The organism is Shewanella sp. Koi 1 (assembly GCF_052907445.1).
On sequence record NZ_JBREJM010000001.1, the window covers coordinates 2895535 to 2919157 of the forward strand.

At 46.5% G+C, this 23623-nt stretch carries 19 protein-coding genes and 9 tRNA genes; 12 read left to right on the forward strand and 16 right to left on the reverse strand.

Features of this window, described 5'->3' with window-relative positions; translation table 11 throughout:
* Positions 1–108 precede the first annotated feature (108 nt).
* From ACUZ8J_RS12640 to ACUZ8J_RS12650, 3 genes are all read left to right on the forward strand, one after another.
* The gene (locus ACUZ8J_RS12640) at positions 109–351 is read left to right on the forward strand and encodes a hypothetical protein (RefSeq protein WP_086904878.1); all 243 of its coding nucleotides are present in this window, start codon (positions 109–111) and stop codon (positions 349–351) included.
* Between the two features lie 73 nt (positions 352–424).
* Positions 425–955, forward strand: a complete 531-nt coding sequence (locus tag ACUZ8J_RS12645; protein WP_446693998.1) for a PIN domain-containing protein — start codon at positions 425–427, stop codon at positions 953–955.
* A gap of 121 nt (positions 956–1076) precedes the next feature.
* Positions 1077–1352 (forward strand): HU family DNA-binding protein, encoded by a 276-nt coding sequence (locus tag ACUZ8J_RS12650; RefSeq protein WP_446693999.1) that lies wholly within the window; start codon positions 1077–1079, stop codon positions 1350–1352.
* A gap of 333 nt (positions 1353–1685) precedes the next feature.
* Here ACUZ8J_RS12650 and ACUZ8J_RS12655 read toward each other — a convergent pair.
* The 9 genes from ACUZ8J_RS12655 to ACUZ8J_RS12695 form a co-directional block, all read right to left on the reverse strand.
* Positions 1686–1772 (reverse strand) — tRNA-Leu (locus tag ACUZ8J_RS12655).
* A gap of 130 nt (positions 1773–1902) precedes the next feature.
* Positions 1903–1989, reverse strand: a tRNA-Leu gene (locus ACUZ8J_RS12660).
* 48 nt (positions 1990–2037) lie between these two features.
* Positions 2038–2111, reverse strand: a tRNA-Cys gene (locus ACUZ8J_RS12665).
* A gap of 21 nt (positions 2112–2132) precedes the next feature.
* Positions 2133–2208 (reverse strand) — tRNA-Gly (locus ACUZ8J_RS12670).
* Between the two features lie 143 nt (positions 2209–2351).
* Positions 2352–2900 (reverse strand): CDP-diacylglycerol--glycerol-3-phosphate 3-phosphatidyltransferase, encoded by a 549-nt coding sequence (gene pgsA / locus ACUZ8J_RS12675; RefSeq protein WP_011625896.1) that lies wholly within the window; start codon positions 2898–2900, stop codon positions 2352–2354.
* Between the two features lie 47 nt (positions 2901–2947).
* Positions 2948–4777, reverse strand: a complete 1830-nt coding sequence (gene uvrC, locus ACUZ8J_RS12680; protein WP_446694000.1) for an excinuclease ABC subunit UvrC — start codon at positions 4775–4777, stop codon at positions 2948–2950.
* 109 nt (positions 4778–4886) lie between these two features.
* Positions 4887–5531 (reverse strand): UvrY/SirA/GacA family response regulator transcription factor, encoded by a 645-nt coding sequence (uvrY, locus tag ACUZ8J_RS12685; RefSeq protein WP_011622328.1) that lies wholly within the window; start codon positions 5529–5531, stop codon positions 4887–4889.
* A 712-nt stretch (positions 5532–6243) separates the two neighbouring features.
* Positions 6244–6334 (reverse strand) — tRNA-Ser (locus ACUZ8J_RS12690).
* A 787-nt stretch (positions 6335–7121) separates the two neighbouring features.
* A tRNA-Ser gene (locus tag ACUZ8J_RS12695) sits at positions 7122–7212 on the reverse strand.
* A 221-nt stretch (positions 7213–7433) separates the two neighbouring features.
* Here ACUZ8J_RS12695 and ACUZ8J_RS12700 point away from each other — a divergent pair.
* Positions 7434–9167 (forward strand): AAA family ATPase, encoded by a 1734-nt coding sequence (locus ACUZ8J_RS12700; protein ID WP_086904448.1) that lies wholly within the window; start codon positions 7434–7436, stop codon positions 9165–9167.
* A 74-nt stretch (positions 9168–9241) separates the two neighbouring features.
* Positions 9242–9757 (forward strand): bifunctional 3-hydroxydecanoyl-ACP dehydratase/trans-2-decenoyl-ACP isomerase, encoded by a 516-nt coding sequence (gene fabA, locus ACUZ8J_RS12705; RefSeq protein ID WP_446694001.1) that lies wholly within the window; start codon positions 9242–9244, stop codon positions 9755–9757.
* 107 nt (positions 9758–9864) lie between these two features.
* Here fabA and rmf read toward each other — a convergent pair whose 3' ends face one another.
* The 5 genes from rmf to rlmKL all read right to left on the reverse strand — a co-directional run bounded on the left by rmf (position 9865) and on the right by rlmKL (position 16381).
* A complete protein-coding gene (rmf, locus tag ACUZ8J_RS12710) occupies positions 9865–10041 on the reverse strand; it encodes a ribosome modulation factor (protein WP_011071969.1) in 177 nt (58 codons plus the stop codon).
* A gap of 187 nt (positions 10042–10228) precedes the next feature.
* Positions 10229–12055 carry a DUF3466 family protein gene (locus ACUZ8J_RS12715; protein WP_446694002.1) on the reverse strand — a complete coding sequence of 609 codons (1827 nt, stop codon included), beginning with the start codon at positions 12053–12055 and terminating at the stop codon, positions 10229–10231.
* 28 nt (positions 12056–12083) lie between these two features.
* On the reverse strand, positions 12084–14006 hold the full coding sequence (locus ACUZ8J_RS12720; protein WP_446694003.1) for an ABC transporter ATP-binding protein: 1923 nt from the start codon (positions 14004–14006) through the stop codon (positions 12084–12086).
* Position 14007: 1 nt separating this feature from the next.
* A complete protein-coding gene (locus tag ACUZ8J_RS12725) occupies positions 14008–14247 on the reverse strand; it encodes a glutaredoxin family protein (protein WP_446694004.1) in 240 nt (79 codons plus the stop codon).
* Positions 14240–16381: a bifunctional 23S rRNA (guanine(2069)-N(7))-methyltransferase RlmK/23S rRNA (guanine(2445)-N(2))-methyltransferase RlmL gene (gene rlmKL / locus ACUZ8J_RS12730; protein ID WP_446694005.1), complete on the reverse strand. Its 2142-nt coding sequence runs from the start codon at positions 16379–16381 to the stop codon at positions 14240–14242. Before rlmKL ends, ACUZ8J_RS12725 begins: the two co-directional genes overlap by 8 nt.
* A gap of 257 nt (positions 16382–16638) precedes the next feature.
* Here rlmKL and ACUZ8J_RS12735 point away from each other — a divergent pair.
* The 7 genes from ACUZ8J_RS12735 to atcC all read left to right on the forward strand — a co-directional run bounded on the left by ACUZ8J_RS12735 (position 16639) and on the right by atcC (position 19916).
* A tRNA-Met gene (locus tag ACUZ8J_RS12735) sits at positions 16639–16715 on the forward strand.
* Between the two features lie 62 nt (positions 16716–16777).
* Positions 16778–16854, forward strand: a tRNA-Met gene (locus ACUZ8J_RS12740).
* A 32-nt stretch (positions 16855–16886) separates the two neighbouring features.
* Positions 16887–16963: transfer RNA gene (locus ACUZ8J_RS12745), tRNA-Met, on the forward strand.
* A gap of 328 nt (positions 16964–17291) precedes the next feature.
* A complete protein-coding gene (atcJ, locus tag ACUZ8J_RS12750) occupies positions 17292–17576 on the forward strand; it encodes a cold adaptation protein ActJcold adaptation protein ActJ (protein ID WP_011622321.1) in 285 nt (94 codons plus the stop codon).
* Positions 17577–17717: 141 nt separating this feature from the next.
* A complete protein-coding gene (gene atcA / locus ACUZ8J_RS12755; RefSeq protein WP_041412985.1) occupies positions 17718–18251 on the forward strand; it encodes a cold adaptation protein AtcA in 534 nt (177 codons plus the stop codon).
* Entirely contained in the window at positions 18251–19009 is a 759-nt protein-coding gene (atcB, locus tag ACUZ8J_RS12760) for a cold adaptation protein AtcB (RefSeq protein ID WP_086904444.1), read from the forward strand. The genes atcA and atcB overlap by 1 nt, the downstream gene beginning before the upstream one ends.
* Positions 19010–19019: 10 nt before the next feature.
* Complete coding sequence (atcC, locus tag ACUZ8J_RS12765) at positions 19020–19916, forward strand: cold adaptation protein AtcC (protein WP_109287585.1); 897 nt, start codon at positions 19020–19022, stop codon at positions 19914–19916.
* Between the two features lie 57 nt (positions 19917–19973).
* On the opposite strand, the gene ACUZ8J_RS12770 is transcribed toward atcC, so the two are convergent.
* Both ACUZ8J_RS12770 and ACUZ8J_RS12775 read right to left on the reverse strand, forming a co-directional pair.
* Positions 19974–20402: a DUF6678 family protein gene (locus ACUZ8J_RS12770; protein WP_446694006.1), complete on the reverse strand. Its 429-nt coding sequence runs from the start codon at positions 20400–20402 to the stop codon at positions 19974–19976.
* A gap of 205 nt (positions 20403–20607) precedes the next feature.
* Positions 20608–23454: an ExeM/NucH family extracellular endonuclease gene (locus tag ACUZ8J_RS12775; RefSeq protein WP_446694007.1), complete on the reverse strand. Its 2847-nt coding sequence runs from the start codon at positions 23452–23454 to the stop codon at positions 20608–20610.
* Positions 23455–23623 lie beyond the last annotated feature (169 nt).

The following is a 23623-nucleotide window of genomic DNA, read 5'->3' on the forward strand; positions in this document are numbered from 1 at the left end:
ATGCTAGGTTATTTTGAACAATCTGTATTTTTCGCCTTTAAACTGACACAAGATCTATGTTCAGCTGCTATCGATATAATTGGAATATTTCAATCATTAAGGAAACTAATGGCTACTAGAGAAAGCATGAAACAATGGATTGTAGAATATCTTAATTCCTCAGGAGGACGAGGCTCACCTCGTGATGTATCGAAGTATGTCTGGGAGAAATACGAATCTGAGCTAAAATCCTCTGGAGATCTGCTGTACACTTGGCAATATGATATCCGTTGGGCCGCTCAAAAGTTAAGGAATGAGGGTGTTCTGAAATCAGTTAATGGACGACGTGATTTACCTTGGGAGCTAAGCTAAATATAAACCTTGTTAACTCAAGTAGGCGTCATCACAGCAAGTGAAAAGATTACCGCATAAGGAGCAATACACAGTGAAGTGGGCATTTATTGACTATGAAAACGTCGGTAATTTAGAAAAAATCGACCTTTCTATATACCAAAAAATAATCATATTCCTTGGAGCAAAGCAACCCAAGATAGATTTTGGTGAAAAAAAGTATGACACGCCACTTGAAATCATCGTTATTCAACTGAAAGCAACCCAGTCAAATAATCTAGACTTTCATCTATCATATTATCTCGGATGTTATGAGAGCACTGCGAGTGAAAACGTAACCTTCGACATCATTTCAAACGATAATGGTTTTGCTCCACTTATCGCACATATAAAAGCAAATGGACGTATCTGTAAGCATATTAAGCTTGCAACAGTAGAAAATATCAGCGCAAAATTACTGCATAGTTTAACTTCGAAGCCAAAAGAGAAACGCCCGAAAAAAGTTGACTCCTTACGTAACCATATCGCTTCTCATATGGGGATTAAAGGTAATCAAATCGCAATCCAAGGCTACTTAAATCAATTGATTAATGACAAAGTGATTTCAGTGTCTGGAGATAGGTAAGTTATCATCGCTAACCAATAAAGCAGCAGTTAAGCCGCTTTGGTAAACCTAGGCTTTCAATCTGATCCCGAGCTTGTTATAACTCCCCTTTCCTGCTCTTTCGCTGAATTCAGAGGTTTCAATGAACAAAGCACAACTTACCCAACGTATCGCCACTTCGCTTGAACAGTCCCAGGCCAGCACTAAACCTGTTGTCGAACAGATCCTACAACAGATCCATATCGCCTTAAGCGAAGGTGAGAAAGTCTTCCTGCCACAATTTGGCACCTTCGAATTACGTTATCATTTACCTAAATCGGGTCGAAACCCGCAAACTGGCGAGACGATTGAGATTGCAGGCTTTAACCAGCCAAGCTTTAAGGCGGCGACAGCGCTTAAACAAGCGATAAATGAGTAGTATTGCGGATGTGTAAAATTGCCTCGTGAAAACCACGGGGCTTTTTTATGGGACAAGGTTAACGACATCATTTTGGCAATAAGCCTTAGCGCTCAAACGCAGCCTACAACAGCTCAGTTTGATGCTATCAAGCTCAATGTGGAGAAATAAAGTTGAGAAATAAGTAGGTTATAAGGCAGGACTAATGCCTGTAACAAAAGTGGCAAGCGCGAAGCCGTACCTCTAGCGAAGAAGATAGAAACGGCACTTTAAACAAAAACCCAAAAATCAGAGCCGTAGATGCAAAAAAGCCCCGACTAATGTCGAGGCTTATTTACTATTCACTAAGAATAATGGTACCCGAGGCCAGACTTGAACTGGCACGCTGTTACCAGCGAGGGATTTTAAATCCCTTGTGTCTACCGATTCCACCACTCGGGCAAACTTTGAATATCGCAAGCACTGCTATTGATATTGTTAACTCTTTGCTTCGCTCTTCTACTTATATTTCAATGTATAGGTAACGAAGTTTAACGCTTCAGCTCGCTTTGAGCTGTCACCATTATAATAATGGTACCCGAGGCCAGACTTGAACTGGCACGCTGTTACCAGCGAGGGATTTTAAATCCCTTGTGTCTACCGATTCCACCACTCGGGCAAACTCTTTATATTAACGACAGGAATCGTGTCATTAATATCTTAATTATGGAGGCGCGACCCGGAGTCGAACCGAGATCGACGGATTTGCAATCCGCAGCATAGCCATTCTGCCATCGCGCCATCTTTCCAATCCTTTTAGATTGGAGCGACATATCGGGTTCGAACCGATGACCTATACCTTGGCAAGGTATCGCTCTACCAACTGAGCTAATGTCGCATCATGTAGAGTTAAGATTTTGTTTTCACATCGTCTCTCGTCTACGGGGAGGCATTCTACCTATTTACCATGCAGTGTCAACCGCTGTTTTATCGATAACTTACTGCTTGCGCACTAAATAATCTCTTTGATCTTTTATTGCGCTATTCGGCCGTTAAATCTTTCCAAGCGGCTAAAATGTAGCTCATCATTGACCAGAAGGTTAACACAGCAGCGATATATAACAGCACAAATGCTGCGGTGATCATTAATGGGTTGTATTGCCAGATCAGGCCAATAATCGCCACCATCTGCGCCGCCGTTTTATATTTGCCGATCCAAGAAACCGCAACCGTCCCGCGCTTACCTAATTCAGCCATCCATTCACGCAGGGCTGAAATCACAATTTCGCGACCAATCATAAACAGTGCCGGCAGCGTTAACCAAATATCGGCATATTGCTCCACCAGTAACACCAGCGCGGTGATCACCATCAGTTTATCGGCAACGGGATCGAGAAAAGCCCCAAAACGAGTGAGTTGCTTGAGTTTACGGGCGGCATAGCCATCCAAGGCATCGGTAATGGCGGCAAGCCAAAACACAAAAGCAGCAACGAAGGGAGTCCAACTGTAAGGCAGATAAAAGAGCACCACAAAGATGGGCAGTAAAAAAAGCCTAAAAAGGGTTAATGCTATAGGTAAGTTAAACGGCATGATCGAACCAGTTAGTCAAAAGCAGCGCCAATCTTGCCTTAAATTTATCACCCTCGCAATGCATCATGAATGGTTTGTGCCATTTCTATGCTAATACCAGGCACTTTCGCTAACTCGGCCACACTCGCGCCCTTCACTTCCTGTAAACCACCAAGATGTTGCAATAATGCCTTACGCCGCTTAGGACCAATGCCCGGAATGGATTCGAGCGTCGAGGTGTTACGGGTTTTCTGGCGACGATTGCGATGGCCAGTAATCGCAAAGCGGTGAGACTCATCGCGAATATGTTGAATAAGGTGCAATGCGGGCGAGTCATCTTCAAGGGAAAAGCTCGTTTCAGTGTCGCCAAAGATTAAGGTTTCAAGCCCAGGTTTACGGTTCTCTCCCTTTGCCACCCCAATCAGTTGCGGGGCTTTATCTAAATTGACGAACTTCTCATCCACTATTTGTTGCGCGATACGCAGCTGCCCTAGACCGCCATCGATAAATAAGATGTCAGGAATTTTGCCGCTGGCATCGATTTTATCAAATCGACGGCTAATGGCTTGTTTCATCGCGGCATAATCATCGCCGGGGGTAATGCCTTCGATATTGTAACGGCGGTATTCGGCCTTATGTGGCCCCTCGCGGTTAAACACCACGCAGGAGGCTACCGTGCTCTCCCCCATGGTATGGCTGATATCGAAACATTCCATCCGCTGGATCGGCGCATTGAGTTCGAGGATTTCTTCCAACAAGACAAAACGCTGTTCAACGGTGTTTTTATGGGACAGACGCGTCATCACCGCATTAGTGGCATTGGTCAGCGCGAGGCGCAAAAAGCTTGCCCTATCGGCGCGCACATTGGTTTTGATGCTGAACTTTTTGTTTAACGCCTCAGAGACGGCCGACTCTAGCTCATGCAATTCTTCAAAGTGATGACTTATCACCACTTCCTTAGGAATGGTGCGTTGAATATCGGCATTTAAATAAAACTGTAGCAGGAAGGAACGTAAGACTTCTTCGATATCCGTTTGCGCAGGCACCGTTGGATAATAACTGCGGCTACCAAAAATTTTACCTTCGCGGATAAATAGCAAGTGAAAACAGGCGATACCCGAGGCGTAGTGTACGCCGATAACATCCATATCCCCGGTATTGCCCGAGACTTCTTGCTGCTCGGCCACGCGGCGCAGCGCCATAATTTGATCGCGAAAACGCGCGGCTTGCTCATAGGCTTGCTGCTCGGCGGCCTCTTCCATCTTAGCCACGAGCTCACTGATAACTTGCTTATCTTTTCCCTTTAGAAACAAACTGGCAAGTTTAACCTGCTCATCATACTCCACATTACTGACCTTACCGACGCAAGGCGCGCTGCAACGGGATAACTGGTATTGCAGGCAGGGACGAGTGCGGGATTTATAATAGAAATCATCACACTGGCGGATAGGAAACAGCTTTTGCATCAAGTGCAAACTTTCGCGCACCGCGCCGCCATTCGGATAAGGCCCAAAGTAATAGCCCTTCTCCCGCTGCGGCCCGCGATGGTATGCAAGGCGTGGATGCTCGTGTTGACTCAAGAAAATATAGGGGTATGACTTATCGTCCCGCAGTAACACATTGTATTTGGGCATGTACTGCTTGATATAGTCATTCTCAAGCAGCAGCGCATCGGTCTCGCTGTGGGTCAACGTCACATCGATATGATGGATATGGGACACCAGCGCTTGGGTTTTCACATTCCCAAGGTTTTTACGGAAATAGGAGGATAAGCGCTTCTTAAGATCTTTGGCTTTACCCACATAGATGACGTCACCTTTGACGTCATACATGCGATAAACCCCTGCAGAAGATGAAACCGTGCGTAAAAAACTCTGGGCGTTAAAACCTGTCGACATCGTTATACACCCACTCTTTTACTCACCGTCTTCAACACAACTTGATAAATCGTCTTCACACTCACAACTAACACTTAATTAATGCTAGAACCATTGACACAAGTGGCCATTAGAAATGGCCTGCATCTAACATTTTATAGCGGATCGCTAAACGGGTTAGCTCCACATCGCCACTGATCCCAAGCTTGGCAAACAAGCGATAACGGTAACTGTTCACCGTTTTTGGGCTTAAGTTGAGCTGCTCCGAAATATCATTAACCTTTTCACCGTTGGTGATCATCAACATAATTTGCAGCTCACGCTCGGACAAGGCTTTAAACGGATTCTCATCGGCGGGATTGAATTGGCTTAATGCCATTTGTTGGGCAATTTCTGGGGATAGATAGCGCTGCCCACGGGAAACCTGACGTATCGCTTGCAATACTTCGGGTGGCGTTGCCCCTTTGGTTAAATAACCAGACGCGCCCGCCTGCATCACTTTACTGGGGAAAGGATCTTCAGTATGCACAGTTAATACAATAATCTTGGCATGGGGCTGATAACGTAAAATCTTACGTGTGGCTTCGAGCCCGCCCATCCCAGGCATATTCATGTCCATTAAGATGACATCGGCTTCATTTTGTCTCGCCCACTGTACCGCGGTCTCGCCATCTGGCGCTTCTCCCACGACTTTGATCCCACGTTCATCTTCTAAGATGCGGCGGATCCCAGTTCTTACAAGCTCATGGTCGTCAACTAAATATATCGATATCAACTTTTATCCACCTTTAACCAATGTCGACTAACACAGTGTAGTCAAATCAGAATACCGCAACCGGAATATAGGTTATCAGGGTAATTTAGCCCAACAATGGTATTTCGCAAAGCATAAAATGAATATTGTTAACTAGATGATATTTAAAGGAACAACGGACTCATTAACCCAGTTTAAATTCTGCACTTAAGGCGCTACTGGTTTCGGCATTCACGGCAATTCATCAAGGCAAAGCTCAACGCCGCAAGTTTTAAACACCATAGAATAAAAGCCTGAGAATCCAAAAGAACGCAAATTGCTTAACGAGCTTTAGACTTAATCTGGCGGAGAAGCAGCACTTAGTATGAGGAACCTGGGGTGCAAATGCCAAAAACAAAAAAAGCCATCATTGCTGATGGTTTATCTGTGGAGTATTGCGAAAGAGCTGCGCTTAACATGAGGAACCCTAGGGTTCAACTTACTAAATTGCAAAGACAAAAAAGCCATCATTGCTGATGGTTATCTGTGGAGTATTGCGAAGGAGCTGCACTTAATATGAGGAACCCTAGGGTTCAACTTACTAAATTGCAAAGACAAAAAAGCCATCATTGCTGATGGTTTATATTTGGAATATTGCGAAGGAGCTGCGCTAAGAATGAGGAACCCTAGGGTTCAACTTACTATATTGCAAAAACAAAAAAGCCATCATTGCTGATGGCTTTTCCGTAGAATATGGCGGAGGAGCAGGGATTTGAACCCTGGGTGGGCTATAAACCCACGCCGGTTTTCAAGACCGGTGCATTAAACCACTCTGCCACCCCTCCGAACGAGCGAGATAATAGCTATCTCCCCTCGGGTTGTAAACCTAAATTTATTATTAATTGAATTGATTGGCGATTTGATATGCAGTCGTCGATAAAACCATCGAATAACGTCTTATCTTCACCCAAAAGTCACTGTGTTCACACTTAAGGTGGCACTTATGGCTACTTAGGCGCAAACAGGCTGCGCTCAATACGCACGTCCCTTTAACTCCGCAGCCCCCTAAAGTAGCCACTTTATATAGCCGAAATAGGCATTTAATAAAAAGTCGCACGAATCAAAGCGCGCTAAAGGCGTGTGAAGGCAAATTGGCGATGTGGATGCCTGCACTTATAAGTAGTTAAGAAGGTGGGAAGAAACCCTCAAGGTAAATACGAGTTTGCTTAAGTAAATGGGCGTTAACCTTAGCTAATTGGTATTCGTATCGCCCAACCGAGTCCGCGTGCACCTATCAACCAAACAACACTGAGTTGGTAGAGCTGGCTCTGTTCAGATAACACTCAAATACAGTAAAAAAGCTGACAAGGTTCGCATGCAGAACCTAGGTTCGAATTCTATAAACAAAAACACCATCATCGCCGATGGCATTTTGTGGAATATAGTGGAGGAGCTACGCTTAGAATGAGGAACCCAAGGGTTCAACTTCCTAAGTTGCAAAAACAAAAAAGCCATCATCGCCGATGACATTTTGTGGAATATGGCAGAGGAGCTGCACTTAGAATGAGGGAACCCTGGGTTCAAATGGCACAAACAAAAAAGCCATCATTCTGATGGCTTTTCCGTAAAATATGGCGGAGGAGCAGGGATTTGAACCCTGGGTGGGCTATAAACCCACGCCGGTTTTCAAGACCGGTGCATTAAACCACTCTGCCACCCCTCCGAATGGCGCAAATAATATAAGCATCATCGGTGCTTGTAAACAGCAATTTTTCAATATTGTGTCAAATGCTCATCTTATGCTCACCAAGATGTTTTTTCAGGCAAATAGCCAACAAATTTTCAGCAATATCTGAGTAAACCAACGCAAAAACACCTATACAGTAAGAGACTTGCCGTCTTGGTATGGTAAAATCGCGGTAACTTTTCATGGTAAATGCTTATATGAATTCACTCTTGATACCATCATCCTCACTCGCGCCTGAATTTAACCTTCCTACCCTGCCGCAATCGGCCACAGGGTTAAAAGCCCTGCTTTTAGGGCAAGAACGTGTATTGGATGCTTTTAAGTTACATAACGCCATTGCCGATCAACAGCTGTACCTCGCCGATTTCCCCGGCATCGACCGACAATTAATCATGCAAGCCCTCATGGAAACCATCGAGCCCTTATCCAACGCTTATTTAGTGGCGGCTCGTCCTGTAGAAAAAGCGATTCAATTCCAATGGCAGTATGAAGTGCCGCTCGACAATCAAGGCGCCATTGCCGAAAAAAATGTCAGTTACCGTTACCTAAGTGGCAATATCCGCCGTGCCGATCTTCTCGGCCGCATGGTGCAATCGGCAAATGGCAGCAAATATCAACCCGGTGCCCTCGCCCAGTGCCACTATGTGTTTATCTGCGCCGAATCTCTGTGGAAACGCGAAAGCCTATGGGATCTGATGATGCAAATTCTGACGCAAAAATCCTATCAGATAAGCAGCCACCTGAGCCCTATTCCGCTAAATTGTAAAATCATTCTGATTGGCGCAGGCTTAATCTACAGCCAAGTCCGCTCAGAGGACTGGCAATTTCAGCGCCACTTTAGTTTGCTGGCAGAGCTAGCGAGTGAACTCGATCTGACTCGCTTTAAAGAAGTGCAATATGCCAGTTGGTTACAAGCCGTGGCTCAGAGTGTTGAGGTTGGTTTAGAGCAATCAAGCCTTGCGCCACTGTTTAGACACAGTGCTAGGTTAACCGAACATCAACGCCGTTTAAGCCTGTCGATGCTCGATTTTGCCCAATTAATGGCTCAAGCTAAGGTCTATCGCGGCAAAGCCACTATCAATGCCGCCAGTATTGAACACGCGCTCGAGCAAGCCAACTATCGCCATAACAGCTCTGAAGAGTTTTCAGGGCAAAGTTTTGATGACAATTTCATAAATCTGCCAACTGAAGGCGCTATGGTAGGACAGATTAATGGCCTGACGGTTATCGATGCGATTGACCATAGTTACGGCGAACCCGCGCGGATCACCGCAACCGTGCACTATGGTGATGGCGAAGTGGCAGACATTGAAAGAAAGTCCGAGCTGGGCGGCAATATCCACGCTAAGGGCATGATGATCTTATCCGCCTGCCTATATCGTATTTTTGGTCGTGACGCCCCGCTACACCTTAATGCCAACATCGTATTCGAGCAGTCCTATCAAGAGATCGATGGTGATAGCGCCTCGCTCGCCGAGTATTGCTGTTTGATGTCGGCCATTGCCGAGCAGCCGATTATCCAGTCGCTCGCCATTACCGGCGCCTTGGACCAATTCGGCAATGTGCAAGCCATTGGCGGCATTAATGAGAAGATTGAAGGCTTCTTCAATCTGTGTGAACGACGCGGTCTTACGGGTGAACAGGGCGTGATTATGCCTAAGTCGAACGTACTGCAGCTTAACCTCGCCCCTAAAGTGATAACAGCTGTAGGCAAAGGCCAATTCCATATCTATGCAATTGAGCATATGGACGAAGCGGTGGAGCTACTGATGCAGATGCCAGCTGGCGTTGCCAATGAAGATAATGACTTCCCTGCCGACTCCTTATACGGCCTAGTGCAAGAACGGCTCGATAAACTGGCGGGAAACGGCGAAGAAGAGATTAGCTTAATGACGAGATTACTCGCAAAACTGGGATTATTTCGCCATTAATTAGCTGATCGGAGTTGTTTAGCTTACACGTGTTCGCTAATCTTGGCGGCTCTTATTGCTGGAGTAGTAAAACAATGAATAAAGCAAACAGTTTCAATAAAGAAGAACTCATCGCCTGTGGCCATGGGAATTTATTTGGTCCAAACTCGCCTCGTTTACCCGTCGATAATATGCTGATGATCGACCGGATCATTACCATTAACGATAACGGCGGTGAATTTGGCAAAGGTGAAATTGTTGCTGAACTCGATATTAATCCAGACCTCTGGTTCTTTGGCTGCCACTTCATCAGCGACCCAGTAATGCCAGGTTGTTTAGGTTTAGACGCTATGTGGCAGTTAGTCGGTTTTTACCTCGGTTGGGAAGGCGCCGAGGGTAAAGGCCGCGCACTGGGCGTAGGTGAAGTGAAATTTACCGGACAAGTGTTACCTAGCGCGAAAAAAGTGACTTACAAGCTAAACATCAAACGTACCATTCATCGTAAATTGGTCATGGGTATTGCCGATGCCATTCTTGAAGTCGATGGTCGTCAAATTTATAGTGCGACTGATTTAAAAGTTGGCGTATTTAGCGACACTTCAACCTTCTAATCGCTGTTGTACCCTACGCGACTCGATACAAAAATGCCCTCATCTGAGGGCAATTATGCTGCATTACTCTGTCTGTTCAGGGCTATTTAATCCACGAGAAACACTCGTTATTTATTAAATAGCCCATTAACTCGGCCATCCACACCTTCACGCCAACCACCTAACCACTGTGATCGCGAATCAAGATTTGCATAAGGACAAAGCTCTTTAGATCGACCCCCAATACCCGCTTGGAATCCTTTGGAAAAAGCTCTGTCTAAACGATCTCGTTTTTGTCTTTTCATGCAAGCGTCCTCTGTTCTACGTGAAATAGAAGCAACAGCTTCATCCATAGAAATAGTGCTTTTCAGCGCCGAGATCAATCAAAAAATCGTCCATTTTATCGACTATTTATTAAACTATTGAGATCATGGTTAAAAAAAATCGAGGCAATTTGCCTCGATTTTTTGAGTCTGAATTTAAGCTGAAAAATTAGCGAACTCGACGACGTAACCAGACTAAAGGTAAGGCAAGTAACCAAGCGAGAGATGCTGCGCCCTTACGTTCATAATTACCCGTGTCAGTGCTTTCATCCACAGTACAAGCTTCACCATTAGTAGATGGCTTGAGCACCACCATACGCGGAATATAGGCTGTTACGGGGTCACCGTTACCGCTAAGTTCAAACAGGGGAAGACCATTCTCACCTACGATAACATTGCCATCCGAGTCAAACTGGTAAGAAGGTTTACGGATAAAGGCGGTACCTACTATAGTCCCATCTTCATTAATGCTTGCGGCTTCAACAACGAGAATATCGCTGTTGTAGCTTAGCACCTTGCCAGTACCGTCCTGCACTTCGATCTGATGGCGAGTCAAATTGCCATCAGAGCCTTTTTCAAAGCCTTTGGATTCGCAGGTCAGCAAGTTATTGAGGTTACTGAACTCACCAGTAGATTTCTCGTAGAGGAAGCCCGCCTTAGGACGTGGTTTTTCCTTATCGTAGGTAGTTTCAATATAACCAACAACTTGGCCTTTATTATTGATATCTTTGGGTTTGCTCGAAAGATCCGTGGTCGTTGATGCAAAATCATTCGGCGTTACATAACCAACTTCAGGCGTATTGGTATCAAAGTAGAAAAACTTATCACGTAAATAACCTTGGATATAACTGCGATAGCTACCAACAAGAATACCGTTGTCATTCACATCATAGGCGATTGAGCTTGAAATGGACTCACCCATTGGGATCCAATGATATTGATAGTTGCCCTCGGCATCTTTACTCCAATAGGCCGCATCTTGGCGTAATCTATCGGTATTACCGTTACGGTACACGTGCGAGCGTCCGGCGACTACACCTTCATTGTTTACACCCAAAGCTTGAGCGGTAAAGGTCAAGGTGTTATCACTCGCAGGGGTTAAGCCTAAAGGTAAAGCTGTGCCAGTTGCAACGCCATTATCCAGTTGCCACACATATGCACGGGTTTGGTACTGAATATTGCGCGTACCTTGAGTATTCGGATATTGCTCGCGCTGAATACATACATCTAACGGTAACGTGTTATCTGTACCTAAACAGTAGGCGACACGATCGCCACCATATTTACTGATATCAGTACTAACATAACCAACAACTAAATTGTTATTGTTGATCGCAGTTGCCGCTGACCAACCGCCTAACTCAACGGTTTTGTCATCTTTAACATATTGAGTATAAGGTGGGGGCAATGGGATTTCGCTATCCCCTACTTTGGCAACTCCGCGATATTCATAATCACGGTAATACCAGTAATCCGCAGTATCATCCGTAGTCGCGGTATTTTCCGTTTTCTTTTCAGGTGCAGTCATACTGCCCACTTTCACGCCAGCATCGTTGATGCCATAGTAAAAGGTATCGACGGAGTTAACGACCGAAGTATCACTCGGTGGCGTAGTGCCATTGATACTGTCAAAGGTCGGTAACCATGCGCCAGCGGCACCATTTTGCGCGGCGATAAAAGCAAAGTTATTGGCAATAATCGCAGACGTAATCGAATAAGTAATGGTTTCCTCAGGGGCGATACCATCTTCGACGTCAATAACCCCGCCTTCCACATCTGAAGTACTGAGTTTTTTCTTACCTTTAGCGATACCGACTAACTCATCGTTAGCATTCACGCCTAAGGCATAACCGTTGCGAGTGCCTTCGAGCGTGCCTTGCAGATCATAATTATCAAGGTTAACAATTTCATAGACGGGTGCAGCATGGGCACTGTGTAATACGCCAAGGACACCTAAGGCAACCAAGGAGAGGGCTTTATCCAACTTTGACTTCATTAATTCTATTCCCATTTTTATTATTGGTTTACTTCAGTGACTCAAGCTCTTCCCATCGCTCGAAGCAAACTTCCAATTGTTTTTCTTTATCTGCCAACAGGTTCAATACCGGATTGATTTTATCCTGTGCCTGACTATAAAAATCTGGGCGCGCCACTGTGGTTTGCAATTCGAGGATTTCTGCCTCTAATTTCTCCATTAACTCAGGCATGGCCTCTAATTCACGCTGTAACTTGTAGGACAGTTTTTTCGCGGTTTTGGCGGGCTCTGCCACTTTCACCTCAGCGGTTTTTGCTGTCGCAGGAGCTTCGACCATGTTTGGTTGACTAGGTTCCTCAGAATAAAACTTTGCCCCTTGATCAATTGCGTCTTGATAACCACCAACATACTCGCTCCAATGCCCATTACCCGCATACCACCAGCTGCTGGTGACAGTGTTATCGATAAAGGCCCTATCATGGCTCACAAGTAACAGTGTGCCTTGATATTCAGTCAGCAGCGACTCTAGCAATTCTAGGGTCTCAATATCAAGATCGTTTGTCGGTTCGTCGAGGATAATCAGGTTTGCGGGGCGAATAAGTAACTTAGCCAGCAGTAATCGGTTTTTCTCACCGCCCGATAATGCCTTCACTGGCGTGCGGGCACGCATCGGTGAAAACAGGAAATCCTGCAAATAACTTAAGATATGGCGATCTTGACCATTAATAGTGATGGTCTTTTTACCCTCACCCACGTTGTCTTCAACGGTTTGCTCAGGATCCAGCGCCTCACGGTATTGGTCGAAATAAGCAATCTCCAACTTAGTACCGACTTTCACCTCACCCGATTGAGGTTGTAACTTCTCAATCAACAGCTTAATAAGGGTCGATTTACCACAGCCGTTAGGGCCGATAAGCGCAATACGATCCCCGCGAAGTACTGTGGTATTAAAGTTTTTAACCAGATTTTTATCGGGCAGATTGTAGTTTAAGTCCTTCACATCGAAGACCAACTTACCCGAACGCTCGGTATCAGCCACCGCCATCTTGGCATTGCCCTGACGATTTAAGCGCTCGCTACGTTCTTGACGCAGTGCTTTCAATGCACGCACGCGGCCTTCGTTACGGGTACGACGGGCTTTAACGCCTTGGCGGATCCAGACTTCTTCTTCGGCTAATCGCTTATCGAATAAGGCGTTTTTCTCAGCTTCAACCCTTAACCATTCCTGCTTGCCATCAAGGTATGCTTGATAATTCCCAGGCCATGAGGTCACTACACCACGGTCTAAATCAACGATACGTGTGGCCATGCGGGCAATAAAGCCCCTGTCGTGGCTGATAAACACGATGGCGCCTTGGAAATCCAAAAGGAATTTTTCCAGCCATTCGATGGTATCGATATCTAAGTGGTTTGTCGGTTCATCGAGCAGCAATAAATCCGGCTGACTCACGAGGGCGCGGGCAAGCGCTACTTTACGCTGCCAACCGCCGGATAATTCACTCAAGGATTTATCGGGATCGAGGCCTAACAACTCACAATTTTGTTTGATGCGCGAGTCAAGCTGCCAGCCATTGTGATGATCTAAAGTCTCCTGCAGCTTTTGCATTTGATTGAGCATACGCTCCATCTGCTCAGGCTCGGCAAAGGCCACATCGTGGGACAGTTGATGGTACTGCTCTAACGCTTCACCGACTTCCTTTAAGCCAGCAGCGATATAAGAATAGACCGAGCCCTGCTCCGCCTTTGGCGGATCTTGCTGCAAACGGCTAACGGTGACGCTGTTGTCGATGTTGAATTCCCCTTCATCGAGCAGCACATCGCCGGATAAAATCTTCAATAGACTCGACTTGCCCGCGCCGTTGCGGCCAACAATACACACTCGCTCGCCACGCTCGATGGTGAAATCGGCATTTTGCAGCAGCGGAGTGTAACCATAGGCTAACGAGCCATTATTGATACGAACCAGACTCAAACTAAGCTCCTAAAAATTCTTGTAATTGGGTAGCGTCAAAGGGCCAAAAGAGGCAACGCTCATCCGCGGCCTTCACCACGGGAATACACACGCCATAACGTTCAACTAAGGCTTCATCATCACAAATATCGATGGCCGTAAAGGGCACCTCGGCGGCATTAAGCAATGCCGCAGCCTGTTCACATAAATGGCACCCTTCTGTGTGGTATAGAATGTAACCCGCTTGCAGTACATTATGCATGGGTGATAAGCCAAGTGTTATGGATATGGGGATTGCGCTTGTAATCCATCGGCAAGGTCAGATCATCGATGTTTTCCACCTTGATTTTCATCTTGGCCAAGGTTTCGGTGTCCATCTTAAACTTGCGTTTGTTGTTGGAGAACACTATCTCCCCATTTGGACTTAATAGCTTGATGAGCATGCCCAATAAATTCACATGATCACGCTGCACATCGAAGGAATCTTCCATCCGCTTGGAGTTAGAGAAGGTCGGCGGATCGATAAAAATCAAATCATATTGCGCAGATTTATCGAGCGCACTATCGCGGATCCATTGCAAACAATCGGCCTGCACAAACTCATACTGCTTGCCACTGAGATCGTTTAAGGCAAAGTTTTCCTTTGCCCATGCAAGATAGGTGTTTGACATATCAACCGTTGTGACCGACTTAGCGCCACCTAATGCGGCATGCACAGAGGCGGAACCTGTGTAAGAGAACAGGTTCAATACCCGGCGTCCTTTCGATTTTTGTCCCACTAAACGGCGGGTTAATCTGTGGTCGAGGAACAACCCAGTATCCAAATAGCCCGTCAGGTTCAGCTTAAACTTAGCGCCATATTCAGTGGTGATAAGTTCAAGCTTTCGCTCATCCAGCTTTTGATATTGATTGGTGCCCTTTTGACGCTCACGGGTCTTCATAGTGATCTTGTGCGGATCGACACCAATCGCAGCAGGCAGAGCCAGTAGCACATCGCTTAAACGGCGTTTTGTCACTGCCTCTGGAATACTGGCTGGCGCCATATATTCCTGCACCACGATATGGTCTAAATAGCGGTCGACCGCGACGTTATATTCGGGAATGTCGGCATCATATAAACGGTAACTGTCGATACCTTCTTTTTTCGCCCACTTTTCTAATTGCTTAGCGTTTTTCTTAATACGGTTCGCAAATGCTGGCGCGATATCGGCAATGTCCACACCTTCTGGCAATACGGGCGTATCACGGCGAGTACTTTGCGCGTGCAAGGTATAAAGGTTAAAGGCACACTCTAGCGCACCGTTAAACATCTTCATTTGCTTATCGGCTTTGAGTTTCAGCGCCGAAATCAGCTCAATATCGCTACAGAGCATGGCCACTTTCCAGCCGCCAAACTCCTTCTTAAACTTGTCGCCTAATTGGTAATACAGCTGCAATAGCTCAGAGACGCTACCTAAACGCTCACCGTAGGGAGGGTTAGTAATGAGGTAACCTTCGCCAGCAGGCGGCTCGACATTGAGCGCATTTGCCACTTTAAAATCAATCAGTTCAAGTACACCGGCGTTTTGCGCATTGCGTTTTGCTAGTGCCACTAAGCGCGAATCGATATCCGAGCCGTAGAACTTCACTTCACAACGTTTTACACCTAAGGATGCGCGCGCCTTGGCTTCTTCTAAAATCTCATGCCAGGTGGCTTTATCGTGGCGGCGCCAATGTTCAAAACCAAAACGGCTGCGTTGCAACCCTGGAGCAATATCGGCAGCCATTAATGCGGCCTCAATCAGCACAGTACCACTGCCGCAGAAAGGATCGAGTAAGGTCGTTGGCGCGGCTTTCCAGCCACTGCGCACCAACATGTTGGCGGCGAGGTTTTCTTTTAATGGGGCTTCACCGGTCGTAGAGCGATAACCGCGTTGATGTAAAGAAGGTCCCGAGAAGTTCATCGCAATGGTAATCACCCCATTACGGAAATGGGCGTCGATTTTAATGTCGGCATCGATACGAGCGACGTTTGGACGGGCGTCACCGTCATCACGGAAACGGTCAACAATCGCATCTTTAATCTTTAACGCACCAAACTGGGTGTTGTTGATAAAGCCGCCAGTGCCGTGAAAATCGATACTGAAAGTGTTGCGATTGGAGAAATGAGCTGACCAATCAATACAATAAGCTGCATTATATAATTGCTCCGCCGACTCACAGGGGCCCTTATAGATCACCAGCACGATACGGCTGGCCAAACGCGTCCACAGGGTAATACGGTAGGCTAAGGCAAGCGGCGCGGTAAAATAGACACCGGCAACACTCTCTTTAATCTCAGTCGCACCAAATTCTGTCAGTTCTTGGGCTAAGCTATATTCAAAGCCCTTAGGGGCGGCAGCAAAAAAATTAAGCATGGGATAATCAATACGCAGTCAAAATCAAAGCGACATTATACCTGTGAAGCAACATAAAAGATAAACAGTTATTAGCCGAAACTCGATTTAGTCAGGCAGTTAGCACTCTTTTTACTGCAGATAAACGGGGCACATAGCCCAGATTGTCCGAAATTCCCCCATTACGATTCATATTTAAGCACTCGTCCACTTTTTTGAAATTCCTCCTTGCAATGCCACAGCGCTGCCGTTATAGTTCGCCCCGCTTTAAAGACGGACGCGGGATGGAGCAGCTTGGTAGCTCGTCGGGCTCATAACCCGAAGGTCGTTGGTTCAAATCCAGCTCCCGCAACCAATTTAAAGCCAAGGTAATGATATTCAAAAGGATATCGAATCTTGTAAATCCTCAATATCGGACGCGGGATGGAGCAGCTTGGTAGCTCGTCGGGCTCATAACCCGAAGGTCGTTGGTTCAAATCCAGCTCCCGCAACCAATTGATGGATAAAAAATAAAGTAATAATCGGACGCGGGATGGAGCAGCTTGGTAGCTCGTCGGGCTCATAACCCGAAGGTCGTTGGTTCAAATCCAGCTCCCGCAACCAATTATCAACTTAATATCACTAGGCCAGCATTAAGCTGGTTTTTTTTGTGCCTAAAATTCGTATAAGTGAATGGCTACTGCTTGCTCATTACTAATCTTTTCCCCTGTTTTGGTCTGCTGTACTAATCTCATTTCCCAAAGCGTCACGATTTTAATCAAGCCTAATTAATGCCACGATTTCAGTCATAAATGCCAACAGAGTCGTTTGCCGCCCAATACGCATTTCTGCTATGATCCATCGCTGACTAATCATAATTCCACAAATTGACAGATAATCAGCACTTAGCCTTTTATCTTGCGATACCAACCCATCGCCTGCAGGTACAAATATGATTAACCACTTTAGTGTGCTCGGTATCAAACCTAGCGCCAAAGAAGACGACATTAAAAAAGCCTATCGCCGGCTCTCAAACAAATACCATCCCGATAAGTTGTTAGGTGCCTCTGATGAAGAAAAAGAGCAAGCATCACAACAACTTGAGCGCGTTAAAAAAGCTTATGAAGTGCTCTCAGATCCCAAGCTTAGAAATGCGTTTATCCGAGACTTCAACAATGTGATCGTGACCGATCCCAATGGCGCGATGCGCGAATTATGGGATCAGTTTTACCCTTAAGCGGGTTATTTCCAGTGCAACGCTGGGAGTGCCAAATTAATGAGCTTAGTTTGCCAAGCCCCTTAATTTGGACCTTTTATTGCAACACGGTTTATTTTGAGAAGCTGTTTGTTTGATAGCTTTTTATTTCGAGACATGCCCATGGCCAAAAAACTGAATATCTCACGCATTAATGAGCTTAAGACCAATGCCTACGACAATATCGAGTCCTATGATGACCCGGATACGCCCAAAGCATTGGAGCAATTTACCAGTCAAATCAAAAAAGTATTACAGGCCGATCCTAAAATGCTCGAGTCGGTACCCGAGTATCTGCCTGTAGCACTCTATGGCCGAGTAAAATTTCCAAGTGACGCCAAGCTTAAATGGGCTCACTGGATTAACACCGCAACGCAACCCGAGTGGGACGAGTTCAAGGTCACTATTGGCTTTAACAATGCCGATGTCCCATTAGTGCAGGCGGTGCGCGCCTATTCAGAAGATTTATTGATTGAAAGCTGCGCCGTACTCTATTTACTGGAAAACCAAGGCAAAAGTGCACCTGCGCCTAAACGCAGCGCTGACGATGATTTTGAAGACGAAGACAGTGATTACGCCGATTATTCCGATGACGACGATGATGACGGCGAAGAGGAAGATGGCTACTACGATCACTACGATGATGAGGACCGCTAATGAACACTAGTCTCATTGAAATAACCGTTGCCGAGATTAAAGAGCTCGCCGATGTCGAGCCCAAACAGGCCAGTAAACGTTTCGAACTCATCGCCACCACAATGAACGATGAGCAATTAGTCGAAGTCATTGAAAAAATGGATATTGTGACTCTGACACAAATCAACAGTCACCACGATATCTCCTGCCCGTCAATTATGTCGGAGCTGATGACCCCTGAGCAAATTCGCGACATCGTCTGTCAGCAACCTTTGTATTGGGAAGAAAAAATCAAGAACAATGCCGAAGAGCTCATTCAGCATACCTTTGATTTTTTGACCTATTTAATTCGTATCCAAGATAGCGAAGAAAAACAAACCGCTATTTTAGAATGTATTGCCGAAGATCCCGCCGGCCTCTTCTATCTGTCTATCCCCTTTATCGAGATGATGTTGGGTGAGCGCCACGACGATGAAGACCACTTCAACGATTATTATGACGATGAAGAAGATACCGACACCGTCGGCTATGACAGCCGTGTCGACAGTGAAGAAGCCCATAGCTTAAGCCTAGATGACCCACGTAGTCTGATGGCATTAATCCATGAGCTGGCACCCGATGTAGAAAAAGCCATTAAAAACCTGCTGCGTAACGAAAGCTCTGGCTGGGAGATGATCATTAATAAGTTCGTCAATGAACTGGTTATCCAAGCCAAAGAGAAAAACCAAGTCACGGATGAATACGCAGAAGTGGATGATATGTTTAGCTTTTTAGATTAAGGATCCCTAGATGCAACTGGTACTGCGTGATTTAGACCAAGGTCCATACCTGAGCAAGGTGTTAGCCAAAGGCCAAGCAGACGACACCCTTAGTGGTGAGCAGCTCGCACAAATCAAATCTAAAGCCATTTTGATGAGCCTCAAATTGGCGGATAAGTTCTACAACAAGTACAAGATGCACTTACTTGAACAGGCGGCGCACGATGTGATTGGCGTTGTCAGCCTCGGATTAATGGAACTGTCTGATCAGGATCAACAGCAAGCGGTGCGTTTATTGCTCACCAGCGACGGCGTAGTCAAATGCTTCCAAAAGGGTTGGAGCATGCTCAGCGTCGTCAGCAAACATAAGCTGGCGAACGGTAAGTCGCTCTATGGTGATGTGGACAAATTCCTGCTGGAACAAGTCTCTACACCGCCTGACGCCGAAGAGTGGCTGGGCTATGAGGCCTACCAGGATGCCTTGGCCGAGCACCAACGTCAGCAATCGATTGCGGCACTCATGGCACAGTTTTATGCCCAAACCAGCTACGATCCTTTAGATTTCTTAAATCTGGAGAGCGTATTGGCCGAAGCCGTGCTGTATCGGATGTTGTTTGATAATGCCAAAGTCAGACAAGATCTGAAAAAGCGCATTGCCAAAATCAGCTTGCAGGACGAATGGTTCAGCCTTGATTATATCGAGCAGCAAACCCAAAAAGCCTTGGCGGAACTCCCTGCGGAGCTGGCCGAGACTATCGGTAAAGATTTGGGTAAAAACTTTGCGCCAGCATTGCTGCGTACATTGAATTTCGCGAAAAGCTACCGCGAACTGCTGCTTAGTGATGCCTCACCAGAGCGTTTAGAAAGATTTGAGCATAAAGAAGGACTCGTCGGTCTACTCGGCTGGCCGCTTTATATCGTGCTTTAATCCTTATCGGGGCGCTAATCAATTAGCGCCCTCTTTTTATCTGCCGTCTGAATTTGCTTACCCTTCGTTTATGGTCTCGCCACTAGGTGCAATACAAAATACCGGCATCGCCGCATCGGAGCGAAGATAGCCCCAAATCCTGAGCCCTTGTGCTTCTTTACTGTAGGGGAGTCGATACTTGTACAGTTGCGCCTCGATATAATCAGTAAAATCCGCAGTCTTTTCCGGCAGTAATCTGCCGCGGTACTCTCTTTTGAGCGGGTCAATCTCAAGCCATTCAATCCGCTCGCAAATTGCGAGTAATTCGTCCCACCACACTGGCGTAAAACCTGGGTTTGGCCCTTCATCTTCCAGTAACTTGTAGCGCACATGGGGCATAAAGTCCGGCTTTTCATGGAATGCCAGCTCCAGCTGACGCCATTTAGTGAGGCTCATCACCGAGGTTAATTGATGCTGATTGAGGTATGCCAAGGTGTCTGCCTTCATTGCGATGTGCCTGCTCCCTGTGAGTAAAAATCCTTAAGTGGCGTTATCTTAGCGCAAGCGGATAGATACTTAAATCGACTTAGCTTGAATTTAGAGCACGTTATGGTCAGTTGAGACAGTCAGTTAAGATAGTCATTAAGTAAGTGAATAAATGTAAAAAAGCCTGCAATGCAGGCTTTTGATATTTAAAGAAAGAGGCTAACGCTTAACGGAAGGTCAGTGACGTGGTATCCGTTAATTTATCATTGTCTTTCACGGTTAACTCGACCGTATGGAGTCCGCGGCGAGCTTGGCGAAACACCACTGGACCACTTGCACGGCTACCGTTATCAAACTTCCACTTATGCTGCTTGATCACACCGTCTGTGTCATAGCTGGTCGAAATAAACATATCGACTAGCCATAAATTGATGTGCTGAATTTGCGCAACGGGTGGCTTTTTCACGTTCTCAACCACGACAGACACCATTTGTGAGCTGCTATGGCTTAAGCCATCATTATCGGTCACGGTTAACGTCACTAGATAATCACCAGTTTGCGCATAGGTGTGGGATACCGACTCGCCCATGGCTTGGCTATTATCGCCAAAGTCCCACTCAGTAGAGACGATTTGGCCGTCGCTATCAATAGAGGTTGACGTCAATTGCACACTCGCACCATTCACTACCTGAGTGAAGCGGGCCTCAGGAGCCACTTTTTCGGCTTCGAGCAGCAGTGAAATCACCACAGGATCATGATCCGATGAGCGATAAGCATCACTGGCGTACAGATCTTGCACCTGCGCAGCTGTCTTAAACTCTTCGTTGTAATCTAATACGCGCGGCTCGTCGGTATTGATATGCCACTCGGTCACATCTAGGACTTTATCTACTAACGCGGCATTGGCCAGCGCATGGTCTAACTGCCCAGATTCACCCGAGAATACATAGGAATAAGGATTGGCTTTTTCGAGTTTTGCAAACAACTCGCTAAAGCCAGCGTTAGCCAATGCGCTTAGCGGATCTTCCTTAGCGTAGGAGTTTAAGTCGCCAATTAGCAGTACGCCTTGCTCTGGATACTGCGCGGCAATCCACTGCCCTGCCGCCGTTGCTGCGCGGGTACGGGTAATATTGCAGTTACCTTGGCCATCGTTCATATCTGGGTCGCCAGCACACTCACTGCCCTTAGATTTCAAGTGATTAACCGCAACGACTACACTTTCATCACTGCCGTTTAGCGCAAAGGCTTGAGTCAACATAGGGCGATTTTTGCTGTCGTCGAACAGCGGCTGCCCGGCGTCATCTAAGGGAGAGTTAGCGCTCGATAAAATACGCGCATCACCCTGAGGGCTCACCTTGTCACTGCGATAAATTAAACCGACGGTAATCGCATCCGTACCGATCGCGCTTAAGTTAGTGCCATTAACCTTTGGAATAACATAGGCATAACGATTTTCACCCACGGCGGCATTGAGGCCCGCCACGAGATCGGCAATCGCCGAGTTAGCGCCAAAGCCATCGTTCTCGATTTCCATCAGACCAAACACATCGGCACTGATCCCCACCATAGCGCTGACAATCTTCGCTTTTTGACGCTCAAACTCACTCAGGATATTGGCACCGCGCGCAGTAGGGAAACCACCGCCCAGTCCATCGCCATTAAAGTAGTTCAGTACGTTAAAGCTGGCGACTTTCAGGTTGCCACCTTCGGCAAGCACTGGCGATTGTGGACGAGGATTTTCCGCCACAAAATTAACTGACTCAGTCGGCATAATACGATAAAGATTAAAGCCATAGTGCATAACGCCCGTCAGGCTCGTGGCTTTATCGCCCACACGCACTGTGTTCGATGCGCTTAAACCTGGCGCAGGGAAAATCACAGGATCAGGGTTCTGCGCCGTTAAGCCATCGTCGAGTAAAATACTGTCTTTAAGATTGGCCGCAGTGACGGTCAAGGCATCGGCACCTGGCGCAGCGACTTGTGTCCCAATAAAGTGACGGCTGCTACCGAGTGAAATTTCACCATAGCGACCTAAGTTGTAGACTTCGTTCACCACCAAATCTTGGCTAAAACGTACACGCATGCCTTCGAATGGTTCAAAGTCATCGCTCGAATTCACAGGTAATGTCACCACGGCGGCTGTGGGTAGGGTTTGTCCTGCGGCACACAGTTTATGATCGGCAACGGTAGTCAGTTCCGTTAAGCCTTGATATTCAGTGACTTTAGCCTTTAAGCGTACACGGTCGCCCGCCACGTAACCCGTAGGTGCATTACCGGTATAAACAAACACCCCTTCCGAGGTTTGAGGATCATTATCGGCTTCGTTGTCGGCCATTTGCACGAAGATGCCCTTTAGGCCAGCTTCTTGATTACTCACCACTACGGCTTCTACCACTAAGGTTTGTCCGTTTAACGGACTGACATTGGTCGAACCTTGTAAGGCATGGATAGGCGTTGAGGCTTCGCCACAGGCTAGTGAACTCGGTGGCGGCTCAACAGGAACGTTGGGGGTGCCAGCGCTGAACTTACCCAGATCCGAGATATCGTCTTTGGCAAAACCTAACCATGTATTAAAGGTGACAGCATCATCAATAATGGTATCGGCGATTAGCTGATCGGGATTGCGGCGCAGAGTATTGTCCTGCGTCGATAAATCACCACTGCCCCACTCAGTGCCGGGATCGACACCTACTTGGCCTAAGCTATCAATCACTTGGTCTTGATAGGTCAGCACAATGGCATCGTCACCATTGAAAAAACTCGCGCTGCTTTGTTGATTCGTCACCGCCAGAATATCCGCCGATGCGTCGTTATCAGCAACCACATAAGTCGCACCTGCGGCTAAGGTGCCGTTCAGGGCGATAGTCGTGCCCACATTGGTGCTGCCATTAAAATAGAAGCGCAATTGATACTGGCTTAAATCGAGAGTGTTGGCAGTTGGGTTGTACAGCTCAATGGCTTTGTTATTGCTGCTGCCTTCAACATATTCAGAAATAATCAGATTATCGGCAGCATGGGCAAAACCACACACGCTACTGATGGCTAACGCCAACAGTGTTTTGTTATTAAACATAATGACCCCTAATAAGTATCTTTTTTATATTGGTATTGAAGTTAAAGACTTACGATTTCACGAAGCGCTTAGCCTCGAAAACTGACGATACTATAGGGAATCAAGGTTACAAATTAGTTGCACGCAAGTTGCAACTTAAGATGGATATTTAGGCGGCGATTTAGCGGAT